At 63.2% G+C, this 20,078-nt stretch carries 14 protein-coding genes; 6 read left to right on the top strand and 8 right to left on the bottom strand.

Features of this window, described 5'->3' with window-relative positions:
* Positions 1–21: 21 nt before the first annotated feature.
* From AC56LG_RS12735 to AC56LG_RS12760, 6 genes are all read right to left on the bottom strand, one after another.
* On the bottom strand, positions 22–966 hold the full coding sequence (locus tag AC56LG_RS12735) for a hypothetical protein (RefSeq protein WP_497166456.1): 945 nt from the start codon (positions 964–966) through the stop codon (positions 22–24).
* Positions 967–1,051: 85 nt separating this feature from the next.
* Complete coding sequence (locus AC56LG_RS12740; RefSeq protein WP_497166457.1) at positions 1,052–1,894, bottom strand: phosphoadenosine phosphosulfate reductase domain-containing protein; 843 nt, start codon at positions 1,892–1,894, stop codon at positions 1,052–1,054.
* Complete coding sequence (locus AC56LG_RS12745) at positions 1,887–5,222, bottom strand: ATP-binding protein (protein WP_497166458.1); 3,336 nt, start codon at positions 5,220–5,222, stop codon at positions 1,887–1,889. The genes AC56LG_RS12740 and AC56LG_RS12745 overlap by 8 nt, the downstream gene beginning before the upstream one ends.
* Entirely contained in the window at positions 5,215–6,138 is a 924-nt protein-coding gene (locus AC56LG_RS12750; RefSeq protein ID WP_497166459.1) for a DUF4007 family protein, read from the bottom strand. Before AC56LG_RS12750 ends, AC56LG_RS12745 begins: the two co-directional genes overlap by 8 nt.
* 265 nt (positions 6,139–6,403) lie before the next feature.
* Positions 6,404–7,690, bottom strand: a complete 1,287-nt coding sequence (locus AC56LG_RS12755; protein ID WP_497166460.1) for an MFS transporter — start codon at positions 7,688–7,690, stop codon at positions 6,404–6,406.
* A gap of 135 nt (positions 7,691–7,825) precedes the next feature.
* On the bottom strand, positions 7,826–8,944 hold the full coding sequence (locus tag AC56LG_RS12760; protein WP_497166461.1) for an acyltransferase family protein: 1,119 nt from the start codon (positions 8,942–8,944) through the stop codon (positions 7,826–7,828).
* Positions 8,945–9,244: 300 nt separating this feature from the next.
* Here AC56LG_RS12760 and AC56LG_RS12765 point away from each other — a divergent pair, with 300 nt between their 5' ends.
* Positions 9,245–10,936: a diguanylate cyclase gene (locus AC56LG_RS12765; RefSeq protein ID WP_497166462.1), complete on the top strand. Its 1,692-nt coding sequence runs from the start codon at positions 9,245–9,247 to the stop codon at positions 10,934–10,936.
* A 5-nt stretch (positions 10,937–10,941) separates the two neighbouring features.
* On the opposite strand, the gene AC56LG_RS12770 is transcribed toward AC56LG_RS12765, so the two are convergent.
* Both AC56LG_RS12770 and AC56LG_RS12775 read right to left on the bottom strand, forming a co-directional pair.
* Positions 10,942–11,460, bottom strand: a complete 519-nt coding sequence (locus AC56LG_RS12770; RefSeq protein WP_497166463.1) for a hypothetical protein — start codon at positions 11,458–11,460, stop codon at positions 10,942–10,944.
* 88 nt (positions 11,461–11,548) lie between these two features.
* Entirely contained in the window at positions 11,549–13,177 is a 1,629-nt protein-coding gene (locus tag AC56LG_RS12775; protein WP_497166464.1) for an ATP-binding domain-containing protein, read from the bottom strand.
* Between the two features lie 132 nt (positions 13,178–13,309).
* On the opposite strand from AC56LG_RS12775, the gene AC56LG_RS12780 reads away from it, so the two are divergent.
* The 5 genes from AC56LG_RS12780 to AC56LG_RS12800 all read left to right on the top strand — a co-directional run bounded on the left by AC56LG_RS12780 (position 13,310) and on the right by AC56LG_RS12800 (position 19,900).
* The gene (locus AC56LG_RS12780; RefSeq protein WP_497166465.1) at positions 13,310–13,771 is read left to right on the top strand and encodes an Rrf2 family transcriptional regulator; all 462 of its coding nucleotides are present in this window, start codon (positions 13,310–13,312) and stop codon (positions 13,769–13,771) included.
* Complete coding sequence (locus AC56LG_RS12785) at positions 13,749–14,663, top strand: NAD(P)/FAD-dependent oxidoreductase (protein WP_497166466.1); 915 nt, start codon at positions 13,749–13,751, stop codon at positions 14,661–14,663. The genes AC56LG_RS12780 and AC56LG_RS12785 overlap by 23 nt, the downstream gene beginning before the upstream one ends.
* A 79-nt stretch (positions 14,664–14,742) precedes the next feature.
* Complete coding sequence (locus AC56LG_RS12790; protein ID WP_497166467.1) at positions 14,743–17,205, top strand: PAS domain S-box protein; 2,463 nt, start codon at positions 14,743–14,745, stop codon at positions 17,203–17,205.
* A gap of 115 nt (positions 17,206–17,320) precedes the next feature.
* Complete coding sequence (locus AC56LG_RS12795; protein ID WP_497166468.1) at positions 17,321–19,192, top strand: AI-2E family transporter; 1,872 nt, start codon at positions 17,321–17,323, stop codon at positions 19,190–19,192.
* A gap of 66 nt (positions 19,193–19,258) precedes the next feature.
* Positions 19,259–19,900, top strand: a complete 642-nt coding sequence (locus AC56LG_RS12800) for an HAD hydrolase-like protein (protein ID WP_497166469.1) — start codon at positions 19,259–19,261, stop codon at positions 19,898–19,900.
* The last annotated feature ends 178 nt before the right edge of the window (positions 19,901–20,078 follow it).

The raw sequence follows: 20,078 nt of genomic DNA on the forward strand, positions 1-20,078 counted from the left end.
GTCCGTCTAATGGCAACCGCGCTAGGACCGGGTCGGTCCTAGCCGGTATGTGACGACTTCAATGTCTTCTTCATCGTCATCGTCATCGTCATCGTCATCGTCGTAGCGATAATGGTCTTGGTGGAAAGCGAAATCGCTTTGCTGATGAAGATTTAGGACGTACTCAAGAGTGCACCTTTCTTTAAAGTGGTCGAATTCTTTGCCCCAACCTTGTATGGAGATGTAGTCGTCGGATTCGAAGCCTGGGCTGAACCAACGGAAGATTGTCTGCGTGTATAGGGCAGTGACTCGGCAAGCATGATTGAGCATGAGGATCAATTTCTCACTGTCCTCGTAGCCACCATAGTCCGCCGGTGGTCCCAAGGGAAATGTTCCGTGCGCCACATGGTTTCGAAGGTTGCGCACGAGTTGAAGCGCATATGTAGGGAACTTTTCCGCGCCGGTTGCTATGCCTCCTACTGATGCGTTGTGCTCGGCCTTGTATCGATTAAATAGGCTGATGAAGTTGGCGCAGTGGTGTTCGAACTCTTGTGGGGCGGCCTGAGCCCCCATTCGTTCGAAAAGGTCATCGAGAAGCGCCACGGCCCGCATGCTGCTGGCTCGTTTGAGATCTTTTTTGGTCACGCCCTTTGCAGCCGCTAACGGAGTGTAGAGGTGATCGACGAAGCGATATGCCTCTTCTAGGCCATTACAGACGAATATAAACCGCGTGAGCGCAGTGGCGTGGTTTGTGTAGTGTTCCGAATGTGCGTCGATGTTGTCAGCAACTGTGCTGCAGTAGAGGCCTGCTTCGGAGGGTTCGAACTTCCAGGTGTTGACTTCGACCTTTTCGAGCTGAGCGGCCAACTTGAACCAATCTCCGATCGTCTCGGTTCGGATGGCCGCTGTGCCATGCTCGCTCTCGTAGGTTGAGGTATTCCCAAGGTAGCTCGCGGCGAGACCTAACTCGATCAAATGCTCGGACACCCGCCGAGTCCTAAAGCAAATGGGGCAGAGGTGAGAAGGGACTGCTTTAGGATCGTTCGCTCTCATTTGCTCCTCGCCTTCTAGGCTACTTGTGACATACAACGCAAGAGCCGTTGCCCTCGTCGACCCCATAGATGTCGTCGATGTCGTCCGGGCTCGCTTTCACCGGCCGTAGCGGATTGATGGGGATGGCCTTGCGCATGCGGGCGCGACGAATATCGTATTCTGACTGGATCGCCGCTACGCGTTCAGGCTGTTCCATGTCACTGAGCGATTCGCCTTTGGACCAGGTGAAGGGTGAGCCATGCTCTAAGGCGTCTTTTTCAAGAGCCTTGGCAGCCTCATAGGCCTCGGGGTGCTGTACGCGCAGCCTTACCCATTCGATCTTCTGCTGAAAGAAGCAGAACGTACATCCGCTGCGCGACCTCCACTCGTAATACTTGGGATAGCCGACACCGGAGTTTTCAAGAATGTCGATCACACCAACTTTATCGATGCCTGCCTCTCGGAAAGGCAACTTGACGAAAAGGTTGTCGGCTTTGGCCGCGTAGCCCTCACGGTAATCCTCATCGGCGCGGATGGCTACATAGGAGGTGACTTTGTCGCCTGCTGCAAGCATAGGCCTCACCCAGCTTTCGAAGGGGGCTAGCTTCAACTGGCGGGTGCACCAGCGGGTGTTCGGATTGGGCAGGAAGTGGTTGTATTGACGCAACCAAAACGTAAAGTCGCGGTCAGGGTTCAGCCTTAGGATAGGCTTGCCGAGCCGACCCTCGAGCTTCCCGAGGAATTCGTAGACCTCGGGAAGCTCTTCTCCGGTGTCGGTAAAGAAATATTCAATGTCGAGCTCGGGATGATGCTCGCGCATGTAGACGGCCAGCGCCGCGCTGTCCTTACCGCCAGAAATTCCCAGAACGTGTCGCTCAGCCATTGGCCGTCTCCTTGTCTATAAATGCCAACTTCATGCTGGCCTTAGCCAGGATCGCCAGCAATACATCAGTCTCCAGTCCTTGTCCCTCAAGCATCGAGGCGACCTCATGGGCCTTAGCCTCCACTGTTTGGCGATGGCGATCCGATATTGCAAACGAGCGCGAGATCATCTTGGTGTTTGAGCCAGCGCCGATGACCACGGCAATGGCTTCGCTGTGGGCCTGCCGGCCTTGCACGGCCACGAAGGCCTCAGCCTCGCGGAAGCGCCGCGCGGATTTCGTAAGCTCCAAGATCGCCGCGTCGATATGGCGATCGACCCAGTCACGCGGGGGCCTCTCGGCGGCCATGCTCAGGATACTTTCGAGCGAGGTTCGCGAGCCATCGAAATTGGCGAGACGCGTGGCAAAGCCATCCATTTGCAGATCGCCCGAGATGCCAGAGACCGAGCACGCGCGCGCTCGTAACCTATCGAGATCATCGCGACTCGCGTCGAGCGCGGAAAGCATCTTGGCTTCCACTTCCGCGAGCATCTTACCGTAGGCACCGGCGAGCTCTTGCAACGGCGCGCGCAGCGCATTCACGTATGACTTTCCGTCGGCTGCGCTCAAGAGCGAAGCTAGGTCGACGAATAAGACTTTGTGCGGGTCGTTGGCCTTAAGGAGCATGTCGCGCATGTCTTTGGCTGTCTGCCCCAGCCGCGACGTGCGTCGGGCCCATTCAGGCAAGTTGAATACCATCGCTACTAAGCCGCGGGCTGCTTCAAGTGGATCGGCCGCGCCAGTGCTTTCACCAATCTCAGCCAGGAGCTCGGATATGCCTTCGAGGATTCGGCTTTTGTCCTCATCGATGGCCACCCAACGCAGCAAGAAGCGGTCAGGGTCTTGCAGGCACTCGTCGATGTCGAAGTCGGTAAGCCGCGGAACGAACATTCCATCCTTGTAGACAGCGATGTTTGCCTTGTGGGCGAGCAGGAAGGCTGTGAGGACTACCGGCTGAATACCCCGCTTCATTCCGAAGGGCGGCGCGCTCCACAGCGCGTAGATTTCGTGCGCGCCCACGCGAGCGTTGACGTCGGAGAAGAGGACGCGGGTAGCGTCCCATAGCGGCGTGAAGCCCTCAGCGAAACCATCGCCAGGGGGCATGCAACGCCATGCACCTGAAGCGTCTTGGCGATGAAGCCCCGTGCTTTTGAGCAGCGTCTCGTAGAGGCCGCGCTCAGCTGGAAAGCCTTCGAACCCTAGAGCCTCTTGGGCTTCAGCGTTGATCATCGCGTGCAGCAGATCGCGGCGGGCCTTCACACTGTTGCTCGACACACTGTCGCGGTTAACCAACTCGCTCCACACTGGGAGCGAATGCTCGAAAAGGTCGTCGGCAAGCAGGGATGCCTCAGGGGAGAGCTTCTCTCCTGGTTCTACGATCTGGTGCTCACCCTTGTGCCACTTTGCTCGCGACACTGCAGCTTGCAGTTGGTCCTCAAGGTCGGCCCGCGTCGCCGCCAACCGCGCGTAAACCTCGCGACGGGCGACAGCATCACCAGAAAGTTCATGCCTCTCCTTGACTTGCTCCAACGCTACCAGCTCAGCAGCGAGCTCGGTAATCCGAACATGGTTGGTGGGGATACCCACCATCACAGGCCAAGGACGAAGCTTTGAGCAGTCCGCCGCTCGAAGGCTTGCAGTCCGCTGGCTCATACCCTTGCTCGGAAGAGCCAAAATGAACGCGCCAAACTCGCCCTTTTTAGGTTGGAAGTTAGCGGCAATTTTTTCGGCCTGCTCAATGCTGCAAAGCGAGAGCTCCATCCAGCGCATGGTGCCCGTCTCGTGATAATGACGCTTGGCCACTACTGGATGCAGGCCCATGAGCTGCGCGAGCCAAGCGTAATCGATCCCCGGCGAAGAAGCCAAGGCTTGGGCGATGGCCGCATCGATGTCGAAGTCACTGCCCTCGAATACCGACCAAGCGCCGGTGTAGCTCTTAAATAGCACAACCTTAAGCGAGCTAAGCTTTTCCAGCGCAGCGTCGAGTTCCTCGCGCGTCTTGTCGTAGAAAAGGGAGTTAATCACAGCGGAGTCAGCCGCCAGGCCGGAACCGTTGCGGAAGAGATCGATGACTGCAATGTTTTTAATCAGCGACACGAGCAACGCGTCGCCCGTCTTGGCCTCGGCACGCTCGACCGCTTCAACGGCCTGGGACCAGCGATGCCCATCGGGGGAAGCAAGGATCGCCGGCTCCAAGTTTGATCGCAAATAGTCCCAGTAATCGCTCGGACGATACCAACTCGCATCGCTCTTGAGCGTCGAGTTCAGATAAGAACGGAAGCCATGCGGCTCTACTGACGACAAGAAGCCAAACGTACTACGCTCGTTTTGTCCAAACTGTCGCTTGGAAATCGGGCCCAGTAGCGCGGCCATGGCCGGGTGCAACGGCCAGCAAGCTTCAAGGGCTTGGGCAAAGTCCTGCCCCACCGCAGGACGGCGCGAACGGATCGCCTCGGCGATGGTCTTCGAAGCGTCGCGCATCCAATGCGGGCGCTCCCTGGTCTCGATCGCTCGGCCAATGAGCTCGACGACTTCGTCGCTTGCGGCCACGAAAGGGAGGTCGACGTAGCGCCCTTGGATCTTTGCCCAGTCGTCGCGGGTGTCGATGCCCAGGCGGGCCGAGTACTGCGCGAAGGACTGGTGCAGCACACCAACGACCACCAAACGGCCTTCAGAACGAGCAGCGGCCTCGGCAAGCTCTTGAAAGAAGTAGACATCGTCACCAGAGCCCAGGGCGGAGGCCTCTAAGAACTTGCCCATCTCGTCGATGATGACTAGCACGCCGTCATGCGGGCGCCTTTTTGCCTCTTCAAGCAACTCGGCGATTAGCGATTGGGCATTCGGCTTGCTGCGGCCGTCGGCAGTCTTGCTCTGCGCACGGCGCAGCGCGACATGAAGCTCCGTTACAACGCTGCCACGTCGGCCTACGGTCGGAACCAGTAGCCAGCCTGTTTGGACCGGAAATGCTTTGTCGAAAGCAGGCTTGGAGTCTAAATGTAAGACTTCGCGTGCTTTCGCTCGAAGATTCTTGTCTGCGTGCAAAACACTTGCCAACGCGACGGCTAACGAGCTCTTGCCCCCGCCGAATGGGCCAGTCCAGGTGAAGGATCGTTGGTTCGTACTGAAGAGCTGCTTACACATGCCATCGACTACGGAAGACGCAGTTGCATGGCAAATATAACCAGCAAGAGCGTCGGCGCGACCGATATCGGCGTCGACGCGGATGGAACGCTGGTATTGGCGCGAAATCTGGACGTTGTCCGAAAGCGCCTCTCGCTTCTTGTCAGTCATATGCACGCCTGATCATATTTTTTAAGTCTTCCTTGGACAGATCCTTGCGGTGAATTTGGCGAAGGCCGGCTGAATCGGTCCATTCGACCTTGCGTCCCGTGAAGTCTGATAAAGAAATTAGTCTTTGGGCGATCGACTCCTCGTCGAGCTTGAAGACCCGTCCTGGCGAACCCTCCGCGTAAGCTACGGTTTCGAATGCCAGCGAACTTTGCCCCTCAGCTTCTCGATTCCAGAAGTCGACTAAGGCATAAGCGAAGATGCCGTTGTGCAGCGAGGCCTTCGGACCGCGCCGAAAAGCGTATTGGCCTTTGTGGACCTCTTGCAACAGGCCCAACTCGCCTAAGAGCGGCTCAGCGAAATCCTCAGGAGAGCCGCCGGCGGCACGCGGCGCGTAACCGCGGAGACACGTCTCCAAGTCGCGTGAGATAGTGGAGGTCGACAGCCGATGCTTCGGGTCGAGCTCGCGCGCATAGCGGGCTAAAGGTTCTTCTAATTCTTGGCGAGTAAAGGTTGGGGCTGTCACATGGTTGAACAGCCAATGCCAAGTCGTTGAACGGAAACACCGGCCTGCGAGCTGCCAATGGGCAAGCCAAGCCGTTGATGGGCTTTCAGCGTAAGGATCGAGCCCGCCGTCACTTAGGATCTCCTTAGCAAGGCCGCGGATGCGGAAACTGTCGCCATCCTCGAACATTACGCCGCAAGCCAAGGCCCAATGACGGATTGATGCCACCATATTCTTGCCAACGCCAAAATCTGCAATAGACTTCTCGTGGGAAAAAGTTGATTTACGGATCAATCCACCATTGTCGGCTTGGTCGAATAGCTTCTTTAACCACATTTGACGCAAGGGAAACGTTTCGTGGCCCGAAAAATGGACGGACGTTTTTCGACTAAGTTTAGGTATGGCATCTTTCATAGTCACAGTTTAACCCGAACTGGTGGATTCCGCCAGTTCAGGCTCCTCAAAATACTGTAAAAATATACAGTATTCTAAGGTTAGGAATGTTGATGCGCTGCTTCATAGCCTATTCGTTTGTTCACAAACTTCGTCAACCGCTGGCTTAATTGAAAGAAATTTTAAAAGCCTTTTAAATCAATGACTAAGCTTAAATTTTATTGTTGACCGACAGATCTTTAGGCATCGCAATAAGAACTAGCTCTTGAGATTTGATTTTTTGCTCTCAATTTTCCTCTGGAATCGAGTCAGTCACTAGGAAGTGATAGCACATCGCACTCATGAAGGCGATGCCGGCGCCCGTCAACAAAGCTGGCACGAAAGACCAGGCCTGCGCGATATAGCCGGTAAGGATAGGGGCTAGCGCGCCGCCGAGAAAGCCGCCAAAATTCTGAAGAGCACCTAGCGACGCGATACGGCTACGCGGCGCCACTGCGGTCACCAGCGACCACGAGCACGCCGACGAGGCGTTCGCGAGGAAGATCACAATCGAGATGCAGGCCACGGCGACGGTATTGCTTTCGACCAGCGCCGCCGGAATCGTGAACGCCACCATGCCGAGCATGGACACCACTACCGCCCTGCGCCGGCTGGCGACTGGTGACGCCGCATGCCGGGTGACCCGATCGGACGCCCAGCCGGCAACCAGGGCACCGGCAAATCCGCACAAGAAGGGGATCGAGGCCGCGAAGCCAGCCTGCGCCAATTCCATATGGCGCTGAGTGCGCAGATAGCCCGGCAGCCAGGTCAAATACACCCAGTTCAGATAAACCGAGCCGAAAAAGCCGAGCAGCATCCCCCAGGTCGCGCGATACCAGAACAGCGCGCGCCAGGAGGCAAAACTCGTCGCCGGCGCCGTGCCGACCGCCTGCCCTTCGTCGAGGTAAGCGCGTTCAGCCTCCGACATCTGGGCGCGGACCGGATCGCGATATAGGCTAACCCAGATGAGCGCCGCGACCAGGCCGAGCGCGCCCGTCATGAAGAAGGCCCAGTGCCAGCTGGTCGCCAGGATCAGGGGTGTCAGGATCAGCGGTGCGAGCGCGACACCGAGCGGCGATGCCGAGTTGTAGACGCCCGTCGGGGTGCCGCGTGCACGTAGCGGGAACCAGTTGCTCACGACGCGCGCCGCTGCCGGAAACTGCGGCGCCTCTCCGATCCCGAGCACGATGCGTGCGACCACGAACCAGCCGAAGCTGGCGGCGAGCCCGCCTGCCGCCTGCGCCACCGACCAGATCACCAAGCCGGCGCCGAGCAGCCAGCGTGGGCCGATCTTGTCGACCAGGGCGCCGACCGGCAGCTGGCACAGCGCGTAGCTCCAGGAAAAAGCGGATAGCAGCAAGCCCATCTGGCCGAGCGAGAGGCCGAGATCGGTGCGGATGTATTCGTTGGCGACGGCCAGGGTGGCGCGGTCGAGGTAGTTGATGACGCCGGTGAGGACCAGCAAGACAAGGGCGATCGTCTGGCGGTGGCGAATGCGTGGGGGGGTCGTGTCGTGGAGCGAAGGTACGTTCATTTCAGGATGCTACCAAATGAACGTTAATGAGATGAAAGTTTTCTGGCGTATCTACATAAATAGTGCGCTTCACGCGCTACACCTAACTCTTGTGAATCCTCGACGATTGAGGCGCTGAGAGCCGTCCCATTCCAATCAGCGCACGACGACGCCTTTTTGCGTAAGCCCGTCGAATGTGCGAACTGGCTGCGATCTACTTGCTGTGCCCACAATTCGCCCCAACGGCGCTTCCACCCAGCGATAGAACATCGCACCGCCCGCCAAACTGGCCATCCAGGCAACCAAAGTCCCAACCGCCTGCCACGCCGCATCTACCGGCACAAACCGCGTCACCGCCGCATTCACCACCAGGCACACCGGAAAGTGCACGAGAAAAATCGAATACGAATTCTTCCCCAGCCAGTTCGCCAGCGCCCATCCGGCAGTCGAACCAACGTTGACTCGCCCCAGCAGCATCAACACGCATGCCACACTCAGCGCCACCGCAATCCTGCTCCTGAAATCGAGCATCAAAGCCCCCAGCGCCGGCACCGCTATCATCAGGAACAGCAGCACCACCGCACGCGGCCGACGCGCCGGGTCGCTTGCCCACCATGCGAGCATGCCCAGGCCGTAGCTGCCGAAGAAATACGGCGCCCATACATCCCAGTCTGCATCGCGGTTGAAATACAACAGCGAGGAAACCACCACCACCGTCATGACGACCGGCGCCAGCCATGGCCGCTGCCGGCCGCCGGACAAGCGGCCACACAGCCATAGCAACAGCACGGCACCCGCATATAACTGGAAATCGATCGCAACATACCACGCGCCGGCCGACAGGGATTCGTAGCCGAGCACGCTGTGCAGCAACAGCACGTGCGCCGCCAGCTGGGACAGGCTCGGCGCGGCAGAGATCGATTCGTGCGTCATCCACATGGACGCAATCGAGGAAGCAACGGCCGCGAGCAGGGTGGCGGCAATGAACGGCGGCGCCAGCTTGGCGTAGCGCCGCCACATGCTGCCGAGCGGGTTGTTTGATCGGGCCGCCCCATCCGGTGCCAGCGATTTGGCGGCGAGAAAGCCGCCGATGACGAGGAAAATTTGCACGGCGATGCGCGCGTCGCCCGCGAGCCAGTCGAACAGGGCCGGTGCCAGTGGCCGCGCGTGGTCTGCCATCGGCCCGTAGAACGCCAGGTGGTGCAGCACGATCAGCTGCGCGGCGACTGCCTTGAGCAAGTTGATCAGAACGAATTGTGTCTTGCCTGCTTCCATCGACTTCCCATGCCAACAACATCTGCCACTGTGCTTCCGACCCTACCGAAGCAACGCTTGCTGGATATTGCCGACCGGGCGCCATCTTAGCGGAGCATGACGAACGATTACCACGCATTACACAGTTTGAAACATTTCATCCAAATGCGGGGCGGACGACAGTAAAAGAGACAGCGGAGAAATTTGACGAAATCTGCTGGGGTTTACATGTGGTAACCTAGCGCCTCCCGATGTCCTCCCTTTGTCCCTGTGCACAGGCAGCGTGAGCCGACGATCCACGCCTGCCACCAGCTGCATTCCATGAAATTCGAAACCAAGATCAAGGTCGCCGCCGGTGCGATCATCCTCGTCATGTCGACCGTGGCGGCGCTGCCGATGATCGTCAACCGCCAGGTGACGACCGTGATGGCCGAACTGCGCAGCGCCTCGAATGTCGAGCGCCTGCAGCTGACCCTGCTCGACATGCTGCTCAATGCGGAAACGGCACAGCGCGGCTTTGTCGTCACCGGCGACGAGCGCTTCCTCGACCCCTACCACGCAGCCGTGAACGGCATTCCGACCACCCTCGAGGCGCTGCGCAGGGAGATGGCGGACCCGCAGGAGGCGGCGCGCTTTGCCGTCATCGAGCGCGCCAGCAGCGCCAAGATGCAGACGGTGGCGCGCACCATCGAACTGCGCCGCACGCAGGGCATTGCGCCGACGGCCAGCTACATGGCGGCCGGCGCCGGCAAGGTGCAGATGGACCAGTTGCGCGCGCTGATCGCCAGGGAGCTCGCCGTCTATGCCCAGCGCCGTACCGACCTGGGCAACCAGCTGCTGGCGACGTCCAATTCGGCGGCCACGGCCAGCCTGGTGGCGACACTGACCAACATCCTGTTCCTGGCCGGCGTGCTGGTCGCGGCCATGCGCGTGCTGCGCCAGCGTAATGCGGCCGAGCACAAGGCCAAGGCGGCGGCGCTCGAGACCCAGCAGACCAACGAACGGATCTCGCTGCAGAACGACCTGCTGTTCCGTAGCGCCGACCTGATGCATTCGCTGGAGCTGGCCGAATCGAGCGACGAGGCGGCCGGGGTCATCGCCAGCTATCTGCCGCGCCTGCTGCCGAACCTGTCGGGCAGCCTGTATTTGTACAACAATTCGCGCGACATCCTCGAACGCAAGGCCGGCTGGGGCAGCGTCGCGGGCGAGCCGGAGATTATCGAGGCGCTCGACTGCTGGGCGCTGCGGCGCGGCAGTGCCCATGTCTACGCCGGCGGCGACGGCGGCCTGGCCTGCCGCCACGTGACCAACCCCGACACGGACCGCCTGTGCCTGCCGCTGGTGACCCAGGGCGACGTGATCGGCTGCCTGAGCGTCACCGGCAGCGGCCTGGTGCACGGCGCCGAGGACCAGCGCGCCTGGATCAATCAGCTGGCCGAGCAGCTCGGGCTGGCGCTGTCGAACGTGAGACTACGTGTCTCACTCCGGCAGCAGTCGATCATCGATCCGCTGACCCAGCTCTACAACCGGCGTTACCTGGACGAGGTGCTCAAGCGCGAACTGGCGCGGGCCGACCGCAATGGCACGCCGGTGAGCGTGCTGGTGCTCGACCTCGACCATTTCAAGCGCATCAACGACACCTATGGGCACGAGGCCGGCGACGCCATCCTGCGCAAGGTGGCGCTCACACTGCGCGAAAACATCCGCTCCTGCGACGTGGCCTGCCGCATGGGCGGCGAAGAGATGGTGGTGCTGCTGCCCGAATGCGGCACCGACAATGCCTTGAAACGCGCGGATGCCTTGCGCCTGGCGATTGCCGGCGACGATGTCCTGCACGCGGGCCAGCGCATCGGCGCGACGGCCTCGATCGGCATCGCCACCTACCCGGGGCATGGCACCAACATGCGCACGCTGGTGCACGCGGCCGACCTGGCGCTGTACGAGGCCAAACACGGCGGGCGCAATTGCGTGCGGGTGGCGCAGGGCGAAAGTCAGGGCATGGCACAAGGCTGACGCTGCTACAGCAGGTAGCGGTCCACTCCGACGATGGCCGATACGGCGAGCGAAGCGGTCAGGTAGCACAGCACATGGTCCTTCCAGCCCAGCCCCAGGCGCCGGCTGCCCCTGGCCGCGAGGAAGATCAGTCCCGCCGCCACCAGTAGCGGCAAGGTCCACTTGCCGAGGCCGAGATACATACCGAGGCGCGCTTCGTCGTTCGGGTGCATCACGCTGACGAGCGCGGCTACCGCGCGCATGAACGCCGCCGCATACAGGAAGGCAAAGGCTGTGATGGAGGCGCTGCGCTTGACTACCACCCAGGCGACGATACCCTGCACGATGGTCACCACCGGTCCGGCGGCGTCGGCCAGTGCGCGTTGCCAGTCCGCTGCGCCGGGCGCATAGCGCACGATGTTCAACCCGAAGCGCGGGTCCATGCCGAGCGCCGCGGCCATCAGCCAGTGGGCACCCTCATGCACCAGGTTGGTGATGAGGAAAACGAGGGCGAACCACAGGTAGAACGGCGCTTTGAGTGTCATCGGGTGGCCAGGTTGAACAGCGGTCGGAAGCGCTGTATGGACAATGCCGGCCCAATGTACTGTATTTTTGGAAAGTTTTCTACCGCTTCTACATCCGGTCCAGCAACTGCAAGGACGCCCGATCGCTCATCACCAGCACCAGTTTCAGCCTTGCCCGCGTCATCCCCACGAACAGCTTGCGCAGCACCGTCTCCGTCATCTCCTCGAAATCGATCTCGGTAAAAATCAGCGCCGGCGCCGATTGTCCCTTGAAACGGTAGACCGATTCCGCCAGCAACCCGCCCTCGCGGAACACCGGGTTGCCGAACAGGTCGTACGCGCCTGTGAACGATTTCAGCGTATGCGCGTCGCTCAGTTTATCGAGGTTGAGGATCGCCGACTTCTCGCGCCCGCGGAAGGAACACAGCGCAATGTCGTGGCGGCCGAAGCCGGCGGCCAGGCAGGAGGTGACGGCGCGCCGGGTCTGGGCCAGCATGGCCTCGACGTCGCCTTCGGGATAGGTCAGTTCCTCGATGTCCGCGCCCTTGAAGGGGCTGCCCGCTTCCACCGGTTCGCGCGCGGCGCCGATCGATTTGAGCATCTGCACGATCTGGCGCGGGCTGCGGTAGTTGGTGTCGGAATGGAGTTTTACCCAGCCCGGCAGGGTCACCATCTGCTTGCCGTACAAATTCTGGTCGGGGTCCTCGAGCCAGATGGCGCGGCCGTCCGGCTTGACCATGCCGAGCACGATGTCGCGCCAGCTGGTCGAGAAATCCTGGCCTTCGTCGACGATCAGCACGTCGTACTGCCAGGTTTCGGGCAGCGCCACTTCGGCCAGCGCGGTTTCGATGTCGTTCCAGACCGCGGGCGAGCCGTAGTCGGGGGTCTTGTCCTGGGCGCGCATCCAGGCGTCGCACAGCATGTGGAAGGTGGAGACGCGCCCGCCCGGCGGCACCAGTCGCTCGATGTGGTCGGCCAGCGGGCGGTTGAAGCAGACGTACAGCGGGCGCAGGCCGGCGTCGAGCGCGGCCTGGTATTCGGCCAGCGCCAGTTGCGTCTTGCCGCTGCCGGCGGTGCCGACCACGCGCAGGCGGAATGGCGCGAACTCGAGCCGGCGCGCCCAGGTGGCCAGGCCGCCGGAGAGGCGCGTCACCATTTTGGTGGCCGAGCCGATCATCGAGCTGGGGTCGGGGCGCAGGCTGAGGGTATCGCCGAGGAAGCGGGTCACCTTGTCGAAGTCCTCGGTTTTATCGGTGATCGGCAGCGCTTCGCGGATGATGCGGCCGATGCGGCCCTTGTTGGTGGCGTCGATGATGTGGCTGGGGTCGATGCCGGCCAGGTGCGGGTCGCGCACGGTGTAGTCGGGGCAGTACAGCAGGTAGTCGATCGACAGTTCGCCGTTGTAGCGGCGCGTGAGCCCCTCGATCGTGTGCAGGATGTGGGCGTGGATTTTACGGGGTTTGCCCTGGAAGTTCTTCAGCAGGCCGTCGCGGGTTTCGTTGAGGAAGCCGGCGACCTGCTCGATCAGCAGCATGCGGCCGTTGGGGGCGAGGACAATGAAATCGACGTCGCCGTACACCGAGTAGCCATTCTCGACATTGGTCCAGTGGACGCCGTGGTAGATGTGGTACGGCGTGTCGGACAGGCGCTGCTCGAGCAGGGACAGGGTTTCGATCTCGCGTGCGGCATTTCCGGTGACGGACATCTCGCGCCAGCCGGCAGGATGGATTTGGGCCATGGATCGACGCTTCGCAGAGGATGAAGATGTCAAGATTGTAATGCTGTTCGACGGAAGGAAACACACCATTGAAACGTGGACGCAGATGAAGCTCCCGTGCACGTTGCGTAGTTTTGTACTATCATAAGTTACATGAGACGCGATTCCCGACTTTCCTCGATCCTGCACCTGCTACTGCACATGGCCCACAGCGCGCGCCCGCTCACTTCGGAGGAGCTGGCCGGCTTCCTGCAGACGAATCCCGTGCTGGTGCGGCGCACGCTGGCCGGCCTGCGCGAGCGCGGCTATGTCGGCTCCGGCAAGGGCCATGGCGGCGGCTGGGTCGTCACGGCGGATTTACAGCAGGTATCGCTGCGCGACATCTACGAGGCGGTCGGCGCGCCGACCGTGTTCGCGATGGGGAACCGGGTCGACCATCCCGAATGCCTGGTCGAGAAGGTGGTGAACCAGTCGCTGGCGAGCGCCTTCGACGAAGCCGAGGCGTTATTGATCAAGCGCCTGGGCGACGTCTCGCTGTTTGAACTGTCCGAACGCTTCAATGCGCAATATGCGCAGCACCTGGGGGAACACCATGCACACCACAACGACACCTGAATTCGACGCCATCGTCATCGGCGGCAGCTATGCCGGCCTGTCGGCCGCCACCCAGCTGGCGCGCGCCCGTCGCCGCGTGCTGGTGATCGATGCCGGCCAGCGCCGCAACCGCTTTGCCCACGCCTCGCACGGCTTCCTGACCCAGGACGGTACCGAGGCCGCCGTCATCGCCGCCACTGCGCGCAGCCAGCTATTGAAATATCCGAACGTGCGCTGGATCGCCGGCACGGCAGCGCAGGCACAGGCGCAGGGCGACGGCTTTGTCGTCACGCTGGCCGACGGCACGGTCTGCACGGGCCGGCGCCTGGTGCTGGCCACCGGCGTGCGCGACGAACTGCCGCCGGTCGACGGCTTGCAGGAACGCTGGGGCCGCAGCGTGTTCCACTGCCCGTATTGTCACGGCTACGAACTCAATGCCGGCGCCATCGGCGTGCTGGCGGTCGGGCCGCTGTCGATGCACCACGCGCTGATGTTGCCGGACTGGGGCACGGTGACCTTCTTCCTGAACGGCGCCTTTGAGCCGGATGCGGCGCAGCTGGCGGCGCTCCATGGGCGCGGCGTCACGCTCGAACGCACGGCCATTGCCCGCATCGAAGGCGAGGCCGACGTGGCGCTGGCCGACGGCCGCGTACTGCCGATGGCGGGCCTGTTCGTCGCTCCGCGGATGCATGCGGCCAGCCCGATCGCGGCGCAACTCGGCTGTGCGTTCGAGGACGGCCCGATGGGTGCCTTTGTGCAGACCGACGTCATGAAAGCGAGCAGCGTGCCCGGCGTGTTCTGCTGCGGAGATATGGCGCGCGCCGCCGGGAATGTCGCCCTGGCCGTGGCCGACGGCGCGATGGCCGGCGTGGCGGCGCACCGCTCCTTGATCCCGGCGCTGCAGGCGGCCTGAGGCAGACACACAACATAAAGCACCGGCGCCGGGGTGGCCGGGCTAGAATCGTGGTCTTTCCACCACCGGCGCACACACGATGACGTCCCAACAGGCAGGCTTGACTTTCGGCGGACTGAAACAAGTGCTGGCCGATGCGGTACGCGGCGCTTCGTACGACGTCATCCTGCAAAGCCTGCTCGACGAGGCGCGGCGCCTGATCGACCAGGACAGCTGGGCCTCGGTCTACCTGATGGACGAGACGGCGAACCAATTGGTCCTGGCCGCCGCGGCTGGCATCCCGACAGAACTGACGACGGCGCTGGTGCGGCTGCCGGTCGACCCGGCCGGCCCGCCCTGCGGACGCGCGGCGCACGCGGGCCGCATCGTCATCGTCGAAGACCTGCGCGGCGAGCCGCTGATGGGCCCCTACCTCGCCATCGCCGAGGCGCACGGCATCCGTTCCTGCTGGTCGTTCCCGCTGCATGCGCCGGGCGGAAAAATCCTCGGCACGCTCGCCTTTTTCCATGCCAACCGGCTGGCGCCGGGCGCCGACCTGAAAGGCGAGATCGGTTACTTTACCGACCTGCTGGCCCTGCTCACCGAGCGCCACCTGCGCGAACAGGAAAACCAGGCGCGACATGACGATGCCGCGCGCGAACTGGCGGCCATGGCCGACGATTCCAGACGCCGGTACCGCCTGTACGAAACCGTTCTCTCGAATACGCCGGACCTGGCCTATGTGTTCGACCTCGAGCACCGTTTTACCTATGCCAACGCGGCGGTGCTGCAAATGTGGGGCAGGACCTTCGAGGAAGCGGTCGGCAAGAACTGCCTGGAATTGGGGTATGAACCCTGGCACGCGGCCATGCACGGCCGCGAGATCGAGCAAGTCAAGGCGAGCAAGGCGCCGATCCGCGGCGAAGTGCCGTTCGACGGTACCGGCGGGCGGCGCATCTACGACTACATCTTCGTGCCCATTCTCGGGCCCGATGGCGAAGTCGAGGCGGTGGCCGGCACCACGCGCGACGTCACCGAGCGCAAGCGCTTCGAGGAAGAGCTGAAGGACAGCGAGCTGCGTTTCCGCACCATCACCAACGCCATGCCGCAGATGGTGTGGACGGCGCAACCCGACGGCATCATCGATTACCACAGCGAGCAGTTTTATCGGTATGCCGGCCTGCCCGACGGCAGCGCCGAAGGGGCGCAATGGGCCGAGACCCTGCTCCATCCGGACGACCGGGCCGCAGGCCTGGCATGCTGGGCGCACAGCGTGGCGACCGGCGAACCCTACGAAACCACTTACCGCACGCGCCACCACTCGGGCGAATACCGCTGGATCCTGGCGCGCGGCCTGCCGCTGCGCAACGAGAGCGGCGAGATCGTCAAATGGCTCGGCACCGACACCGACATCCATGCGGCCAAGCTGAACGAAGAGGCGCTGCAGGAAGCGAACCACCGCAAGGATGAGTTCCTGGCGATGCTGGCGCACGAACTGCGCAACCCGCTGGCGCCGATCAGCGCCGCCGCCCAGGTGCTGCGCCTGGCGCCGAACAACCCGGACAAGGTGCGCCAGTACAGCGAGGTGATCTCGCGCCAGGTCAGCCACATGACGACGCTGGTCAACGATTTACTCGACGTCTCGCGCGTCACACGCGGCATGGTGCAGCTGGAAAAGGCGCCGGTCGACGTCAAAGCCGTGGTCACCAGCGCCGCCGAACAGGTGCACCCATTGGTCGAAGCCGGTAAGCATACGCTGGCGCTGCAGCTCGGTTCGGCGCCGGCAAGCGTGCTGGGCGACCGCGCGCGCCTGATCCAGGTGACCGCCAACCTGCTGGCGAACGCCGCCAAGTACACGCCGCCGGGCGGGCGCATCACGCTGGCGCTCGACGTCGCCGACGGTGTCGTCCGGATTGCGGTGACGGACAACGGCAACGGCATCGAACCGGCCCTGCTGCCGCATGTGTTCGACCTGTTCGTGCAGGGCAAGCGCACGCCGGACCGGGCCCAGGGCGGCCTGGGACTGGGGCTGGCGCTAGTCAAAAACATCGTCGGCATGCATGGCGGACAAGTGGCCGCGCACAGCGCCGGGCCCGGCCAGGGCAGTACGTTTACGGTGGCGCTGCCGGCCATTGCCCCGCCGGCGCGTCCGACCGCGCCGGCGCCGGCGGCCGACCTCCAGCAAGCGGGCCGCGCGCTGCGCATCATGCTGGTCGACGACAACGTCGATGCCGCCGCCACCCTGTCCGCCCTGCTGGCCGCCGCCGGCCACACCGTGCAGGCGATCAACGATCCGCGCGACGCGGTCGGCGCGGCGCTGGCGCAGCCGCCGGACGTGTTCATCCTCGACATCGGCATGCCGCTGATCGACGGCCACGCGCTGGCGCGCCAGCTGCGCGCGCAGCCTGCGCTGGCGCAGGCGCTGTATGTGGCGCTGACCGGCTACGGCCAGAGCAGCGACCATGAATCCTCGCGCCAGGCCGGTTTCGATTGCCATTTCGTGAAACCGGTCGAGGCGGCGCGCCTGTTGGCCACCCTTGCCTCACAAGCCGGCACCACCTGATCGCCGGGTCGCCGGCCGCCAGGATTGCCATTGATGCTAGACTGCTGGCGCCGGCAATCCCACGCCGGCGTCACACCGTTACCACGCACAGCACTGCCGGAGTGTTAAACCCCCGATGCGCGAATCAAGCCTGTTGAACAACCTGACCGCCAATTCGGTCGTCACCGCCTCCTGCTTCCTCGGCCTGCTGTATTTCGGGCGCGACATCCTCGAACCGCTGGCGCTGGCGACCATCCTGAGCCTGGTGCTGGCGCCGCTGATCCGCTCGCTGCGCCGCATCGGCCTGCCGCGCCTGCCGGCGACGCTGCTGTCGGTGCTGCTGGCCGGTACCTGCGTGGTCGGCGTCGGCACCATCCTCGCGTTTCAACTGGTGGCGGTGACGCGCGACCTGCCCGAATACCGCGCCGCCATTCGTTCCAAGATCGAGCGCGTGCGCGAAATCACCGAGCGCCCGTTCGCGCGCCTGGAAGCGGAACTCAGTGCCGTGGCGCCGCAGTCTCCCCTGCCGCCGCTGCCGCCGGTCACGGTGCGGCGCGGCACGCTCACCACCGGCGCCAATCAACCGCTGCCGGTGGAGATCCGCGCCCCGCGCGCCACCACCCGCGACACCCTGGCGCGCCTGTTCGCGCTGGCCTGGGGGCCGATCGGCGAGACCGGCCTGGTGCTGGTGCTGCTGATTTTCATCCTGCTCGAGCACGAATCGCTGCGCGACCGCGTGATCCGCCTGGCCGGCCAGGCCGAGATCAGCCGCACGGTGCGCGCCCTGTCCGATGCGACGCGCGGCGTGTCGCGCTTCTTCCTGTCGCAGTTCGTCGTGAATTTGACGTTCGGCGCGCTGGTCGGGGTGCTGCTATGGGCCTTCGGGGTGCCGCACGCGGTGCTGTGGGGAGCCTTGTCCGGCCTGCTGCGCTTCGTTCCCTATGTCGGCATCATGGTGGCGGGCGTGCTGATCGCGATTTTCGTGGCCGCCATCGACCCCGGCTGGTCCATGGCCCTGTCCTGCCTGGCGCTGTTCGTTTGCCTGGAACTGGTGGTGGCGCACGTGGTCGAGCCGAAGGTGTATGGCCACAGCTCGGGCCTGTCGCCGCTGGCGGTGATCGTCTCGGCGCTGTTCTGGGGTGCGATGTGGGGGCCGGTCGGGCTGCTGCTGTCCACGCCATTGACGCTGTGCCTGGTGGTGGCCGGGCGCCACGTGCGCGCGCTGGAACCGGTGACGATCCTGCTCGGCGACGTGCCCAACGTGAACGTGGCCCAGCGCTTCTACCAGCGCGTGCTGGCCGGTGAGACACACAGTATCATTTCCGACGCGCGCAGCTACCTCGACCGCCACAGCTTCGCGCGCTATTGCGACCAGATCCTGTTGCCGGGGATTTCGATGGCCGCCGCCGAACAGCGCAGCGGCCAGCTCGAAACGGCGCAGGCAGCCCACATCCGCAGCACGATTGCCGACGTCGCCGCGACACTGACGCCGGTCTCGAGCGCACCGATGAGAAAGCGCCGGCGCGGGCGGGTGTCGCTGCTCGACGCCAACGTCGGCGCCCACCTGCGCCAGATGCGCGAAGCACGCCTGGGACGCTGGCAGGGCTCGCTCGACGTGCCCTCGCACTCGATCGTGCTGTGCGCCGGCCTCGGCACCGAGCGCGACGACCTGCTGACCGAATTGCTGGTGCGCGCCCTGCGCGAACTCGACGTCGACGCGCGCAGCGTCGTGATCGGCGCCGACCAGGATACGCCGGGCCCGGACAAGGCCGACCTGGTCTCGACCGTGTTCCTGATCTATCCGGTCGAATCGATGCTGGAAGAGTGGCAGCGCGTGGCCGACGAGTTGCGCGCGGGCTTGCCGAACGCGTTACTCGTGACGATCCGCCTGCCCTTCGGCGAGAACGCCGCCAACCAGGCGGTGGTGCAGGAACACGTCGACATGGTGCTGCGCTCGTTCGAGGAAAGCCTGGCCTTCGTCGTGCCCGAGCGCGCCGACCAGGCGTGAGGCGCGACACGAAATGCGGGGCACCGGTACGCGGGTCATGACCGTGCTTGTGTATCATCGGCGGGCATGAGCTACCGTCTTGCCATCTTCGACTTCGACGGCACCCTGGCCGACTCGTTTCCGTTCCTGCTCAGCGTGTTCAACCGGATCGCCGACGAGCACGGCTTTCGCCGCATCGACCTGAGCCAGGTCGACCGCCTGCGCCACTACGACACGCGCGCGATGATGCGCCACGTCGGCATGCCCGCCTGGAAACTGCCGCTGGCCGCCGCCAGTTTCAAATCCCTGATGCGCGAGAATGCCGGGCAGGTGCGCCTGTTTCCGCAGGTCGATACCGTCTTGCGCGAACTGGCGCTGTGCGACATCAAACTGACCATCGTCTCCTCCAACGCCGAGGACAACGTGCGCCGGGTGCTGGGGCCGGAACTGGCGCCGCTGATCAGCCAGTACGAATGCGGGATGTCGATCTTCGGCAAGACCGCGCGCATCCGCAAGGTGGTGAAACGGGCGGCGGTGGCGCCGGCGGCGGCGCTCTACATCGGCGACCAGGCCACCGACGCCGAGGCCGCGCGCAAGGCCGGCGTGGCCTTTGCGGCCGTGCACTGGGGCTTTGCGCCGATCGAGGTGCTGCGCAAGGTGGAACCGGAACACGAGTTCGATTTGCCGGCCTCGCTGGCGGCGATTGCGACCTTGCAAGCGAAGCAATAACCGTAGGGTGGGCTCCGCCCACGCGGTTCACCGGTTGATCTGCCGCGGCTTATCACACACCCCCTCCACAATGATCACCCCGCCGTTATGGCGGACGCGTTGCGGTATGCATCCGCACGACCGCGTGGGCCGAGCCCACCCTACGAAACCCGCGTTCCAGCAAGAATTTACTTCGCAT

Source organism: Telluria sp. ZB2R32 (genome assembly GCF_059685715.1).

Excerpts from the sequence above, each read along its gene's own strand:
- AC56LG_RS12765 (WP_497166462.1), top strand. The coding sequence starts at position 9,245 with ATGAAATTCGAAACCAAGATCAAGGTCGCCGCCGGTGCGATCATCCTC.
- AC56LG_RS12790 (WP_497166467.1), top strand. The coding sequence starts at position 14,743 with ATGACGTCCCAACAGGCAGGCTTGACTTTCGGCGGACTGAAACAAGTG.
- AC56LG_RS12780 (WP_497166465.1), top strand. The coding sequence starts at position 13,310 with ATGAGACGCGATTCCCGACTTTCCTCGATCCTGCACCTGCTACTGCAC.
- AC56LG_RS12745 (WP_497166458.1), bottom strand. The coding sequence starts at position 5,222 with ATGACTGACAAGAAGCGAGAGGCGCTTTCGGACAACGTCCAGATTTCG.
- AC56LG_RS12785 (WP_497166466.1), top strand. The coding sequence starts at position 13,749 with ATGCACACCACAACGACACCTGAATTCGACGCCATCGTCATCGGCGGC.
- AC56LG_RS12750 (WP_497166459.1), bottom strand. The coding sequence starts at position 6,138 with ATGAAAGATGCCATACCTAAACTTAGTCGAAAAACGTCCGTCCATTTT.
- AC56LG_RS12760 (WP_497166461.1), bottom strand. The coding sequence starts at position 8,944 with ATGGAAGCAGGCAAGACACAATTCGTTCTGATCAACTTGCTCAAGGCA.
- AC56LG_RS12800 (WP_497166469.1), top strand. The coding sequence starts at position 19,259 with ATGAGCTACCGTCTTGCCATCTTCGACTTCGACGGCACCCTGGCCGAC.
- AC56LG_RS12775 (WP_497166464.1), bottom strand. The coding sequence starts at position 13,177 with ATGGCCCAAATCCATCCTGCCGGCTGGCGCGAGATGTCCGTCACCGGA.
- AC56LG_RS12755 (WP_497166460.1), bottom strand. The coding sequence starts at position 7,690 with ATGAACGTACCTTCGCTCCACGACACGACCCCCCCACGCATTCGCCAC.
- AC56LG_RS12740 (WP_497166457.1), bottom strand. The coding sequence starts at position 1,894 with ATGGCTGAGCGACACGTTCTGGGAATTTCTGGCGGTAAGGACAGCGCG.
- AC56LG_RS12795 (WP_497166468.1), top strand. The coding sequence starts at position 17,321 with ATGCGCGAATCAAGCCTGTTGAACAACCTGACCGCCAATTCGGTCGTC.
- AC56LG_RS12770 (WP_497166463.1), bottom strand. The coding sequence starts at position 11,460 with ATGACACTCAAAGCGCCGTTCTACCTGTGGTTCGCCCTCGTTTTCCTC.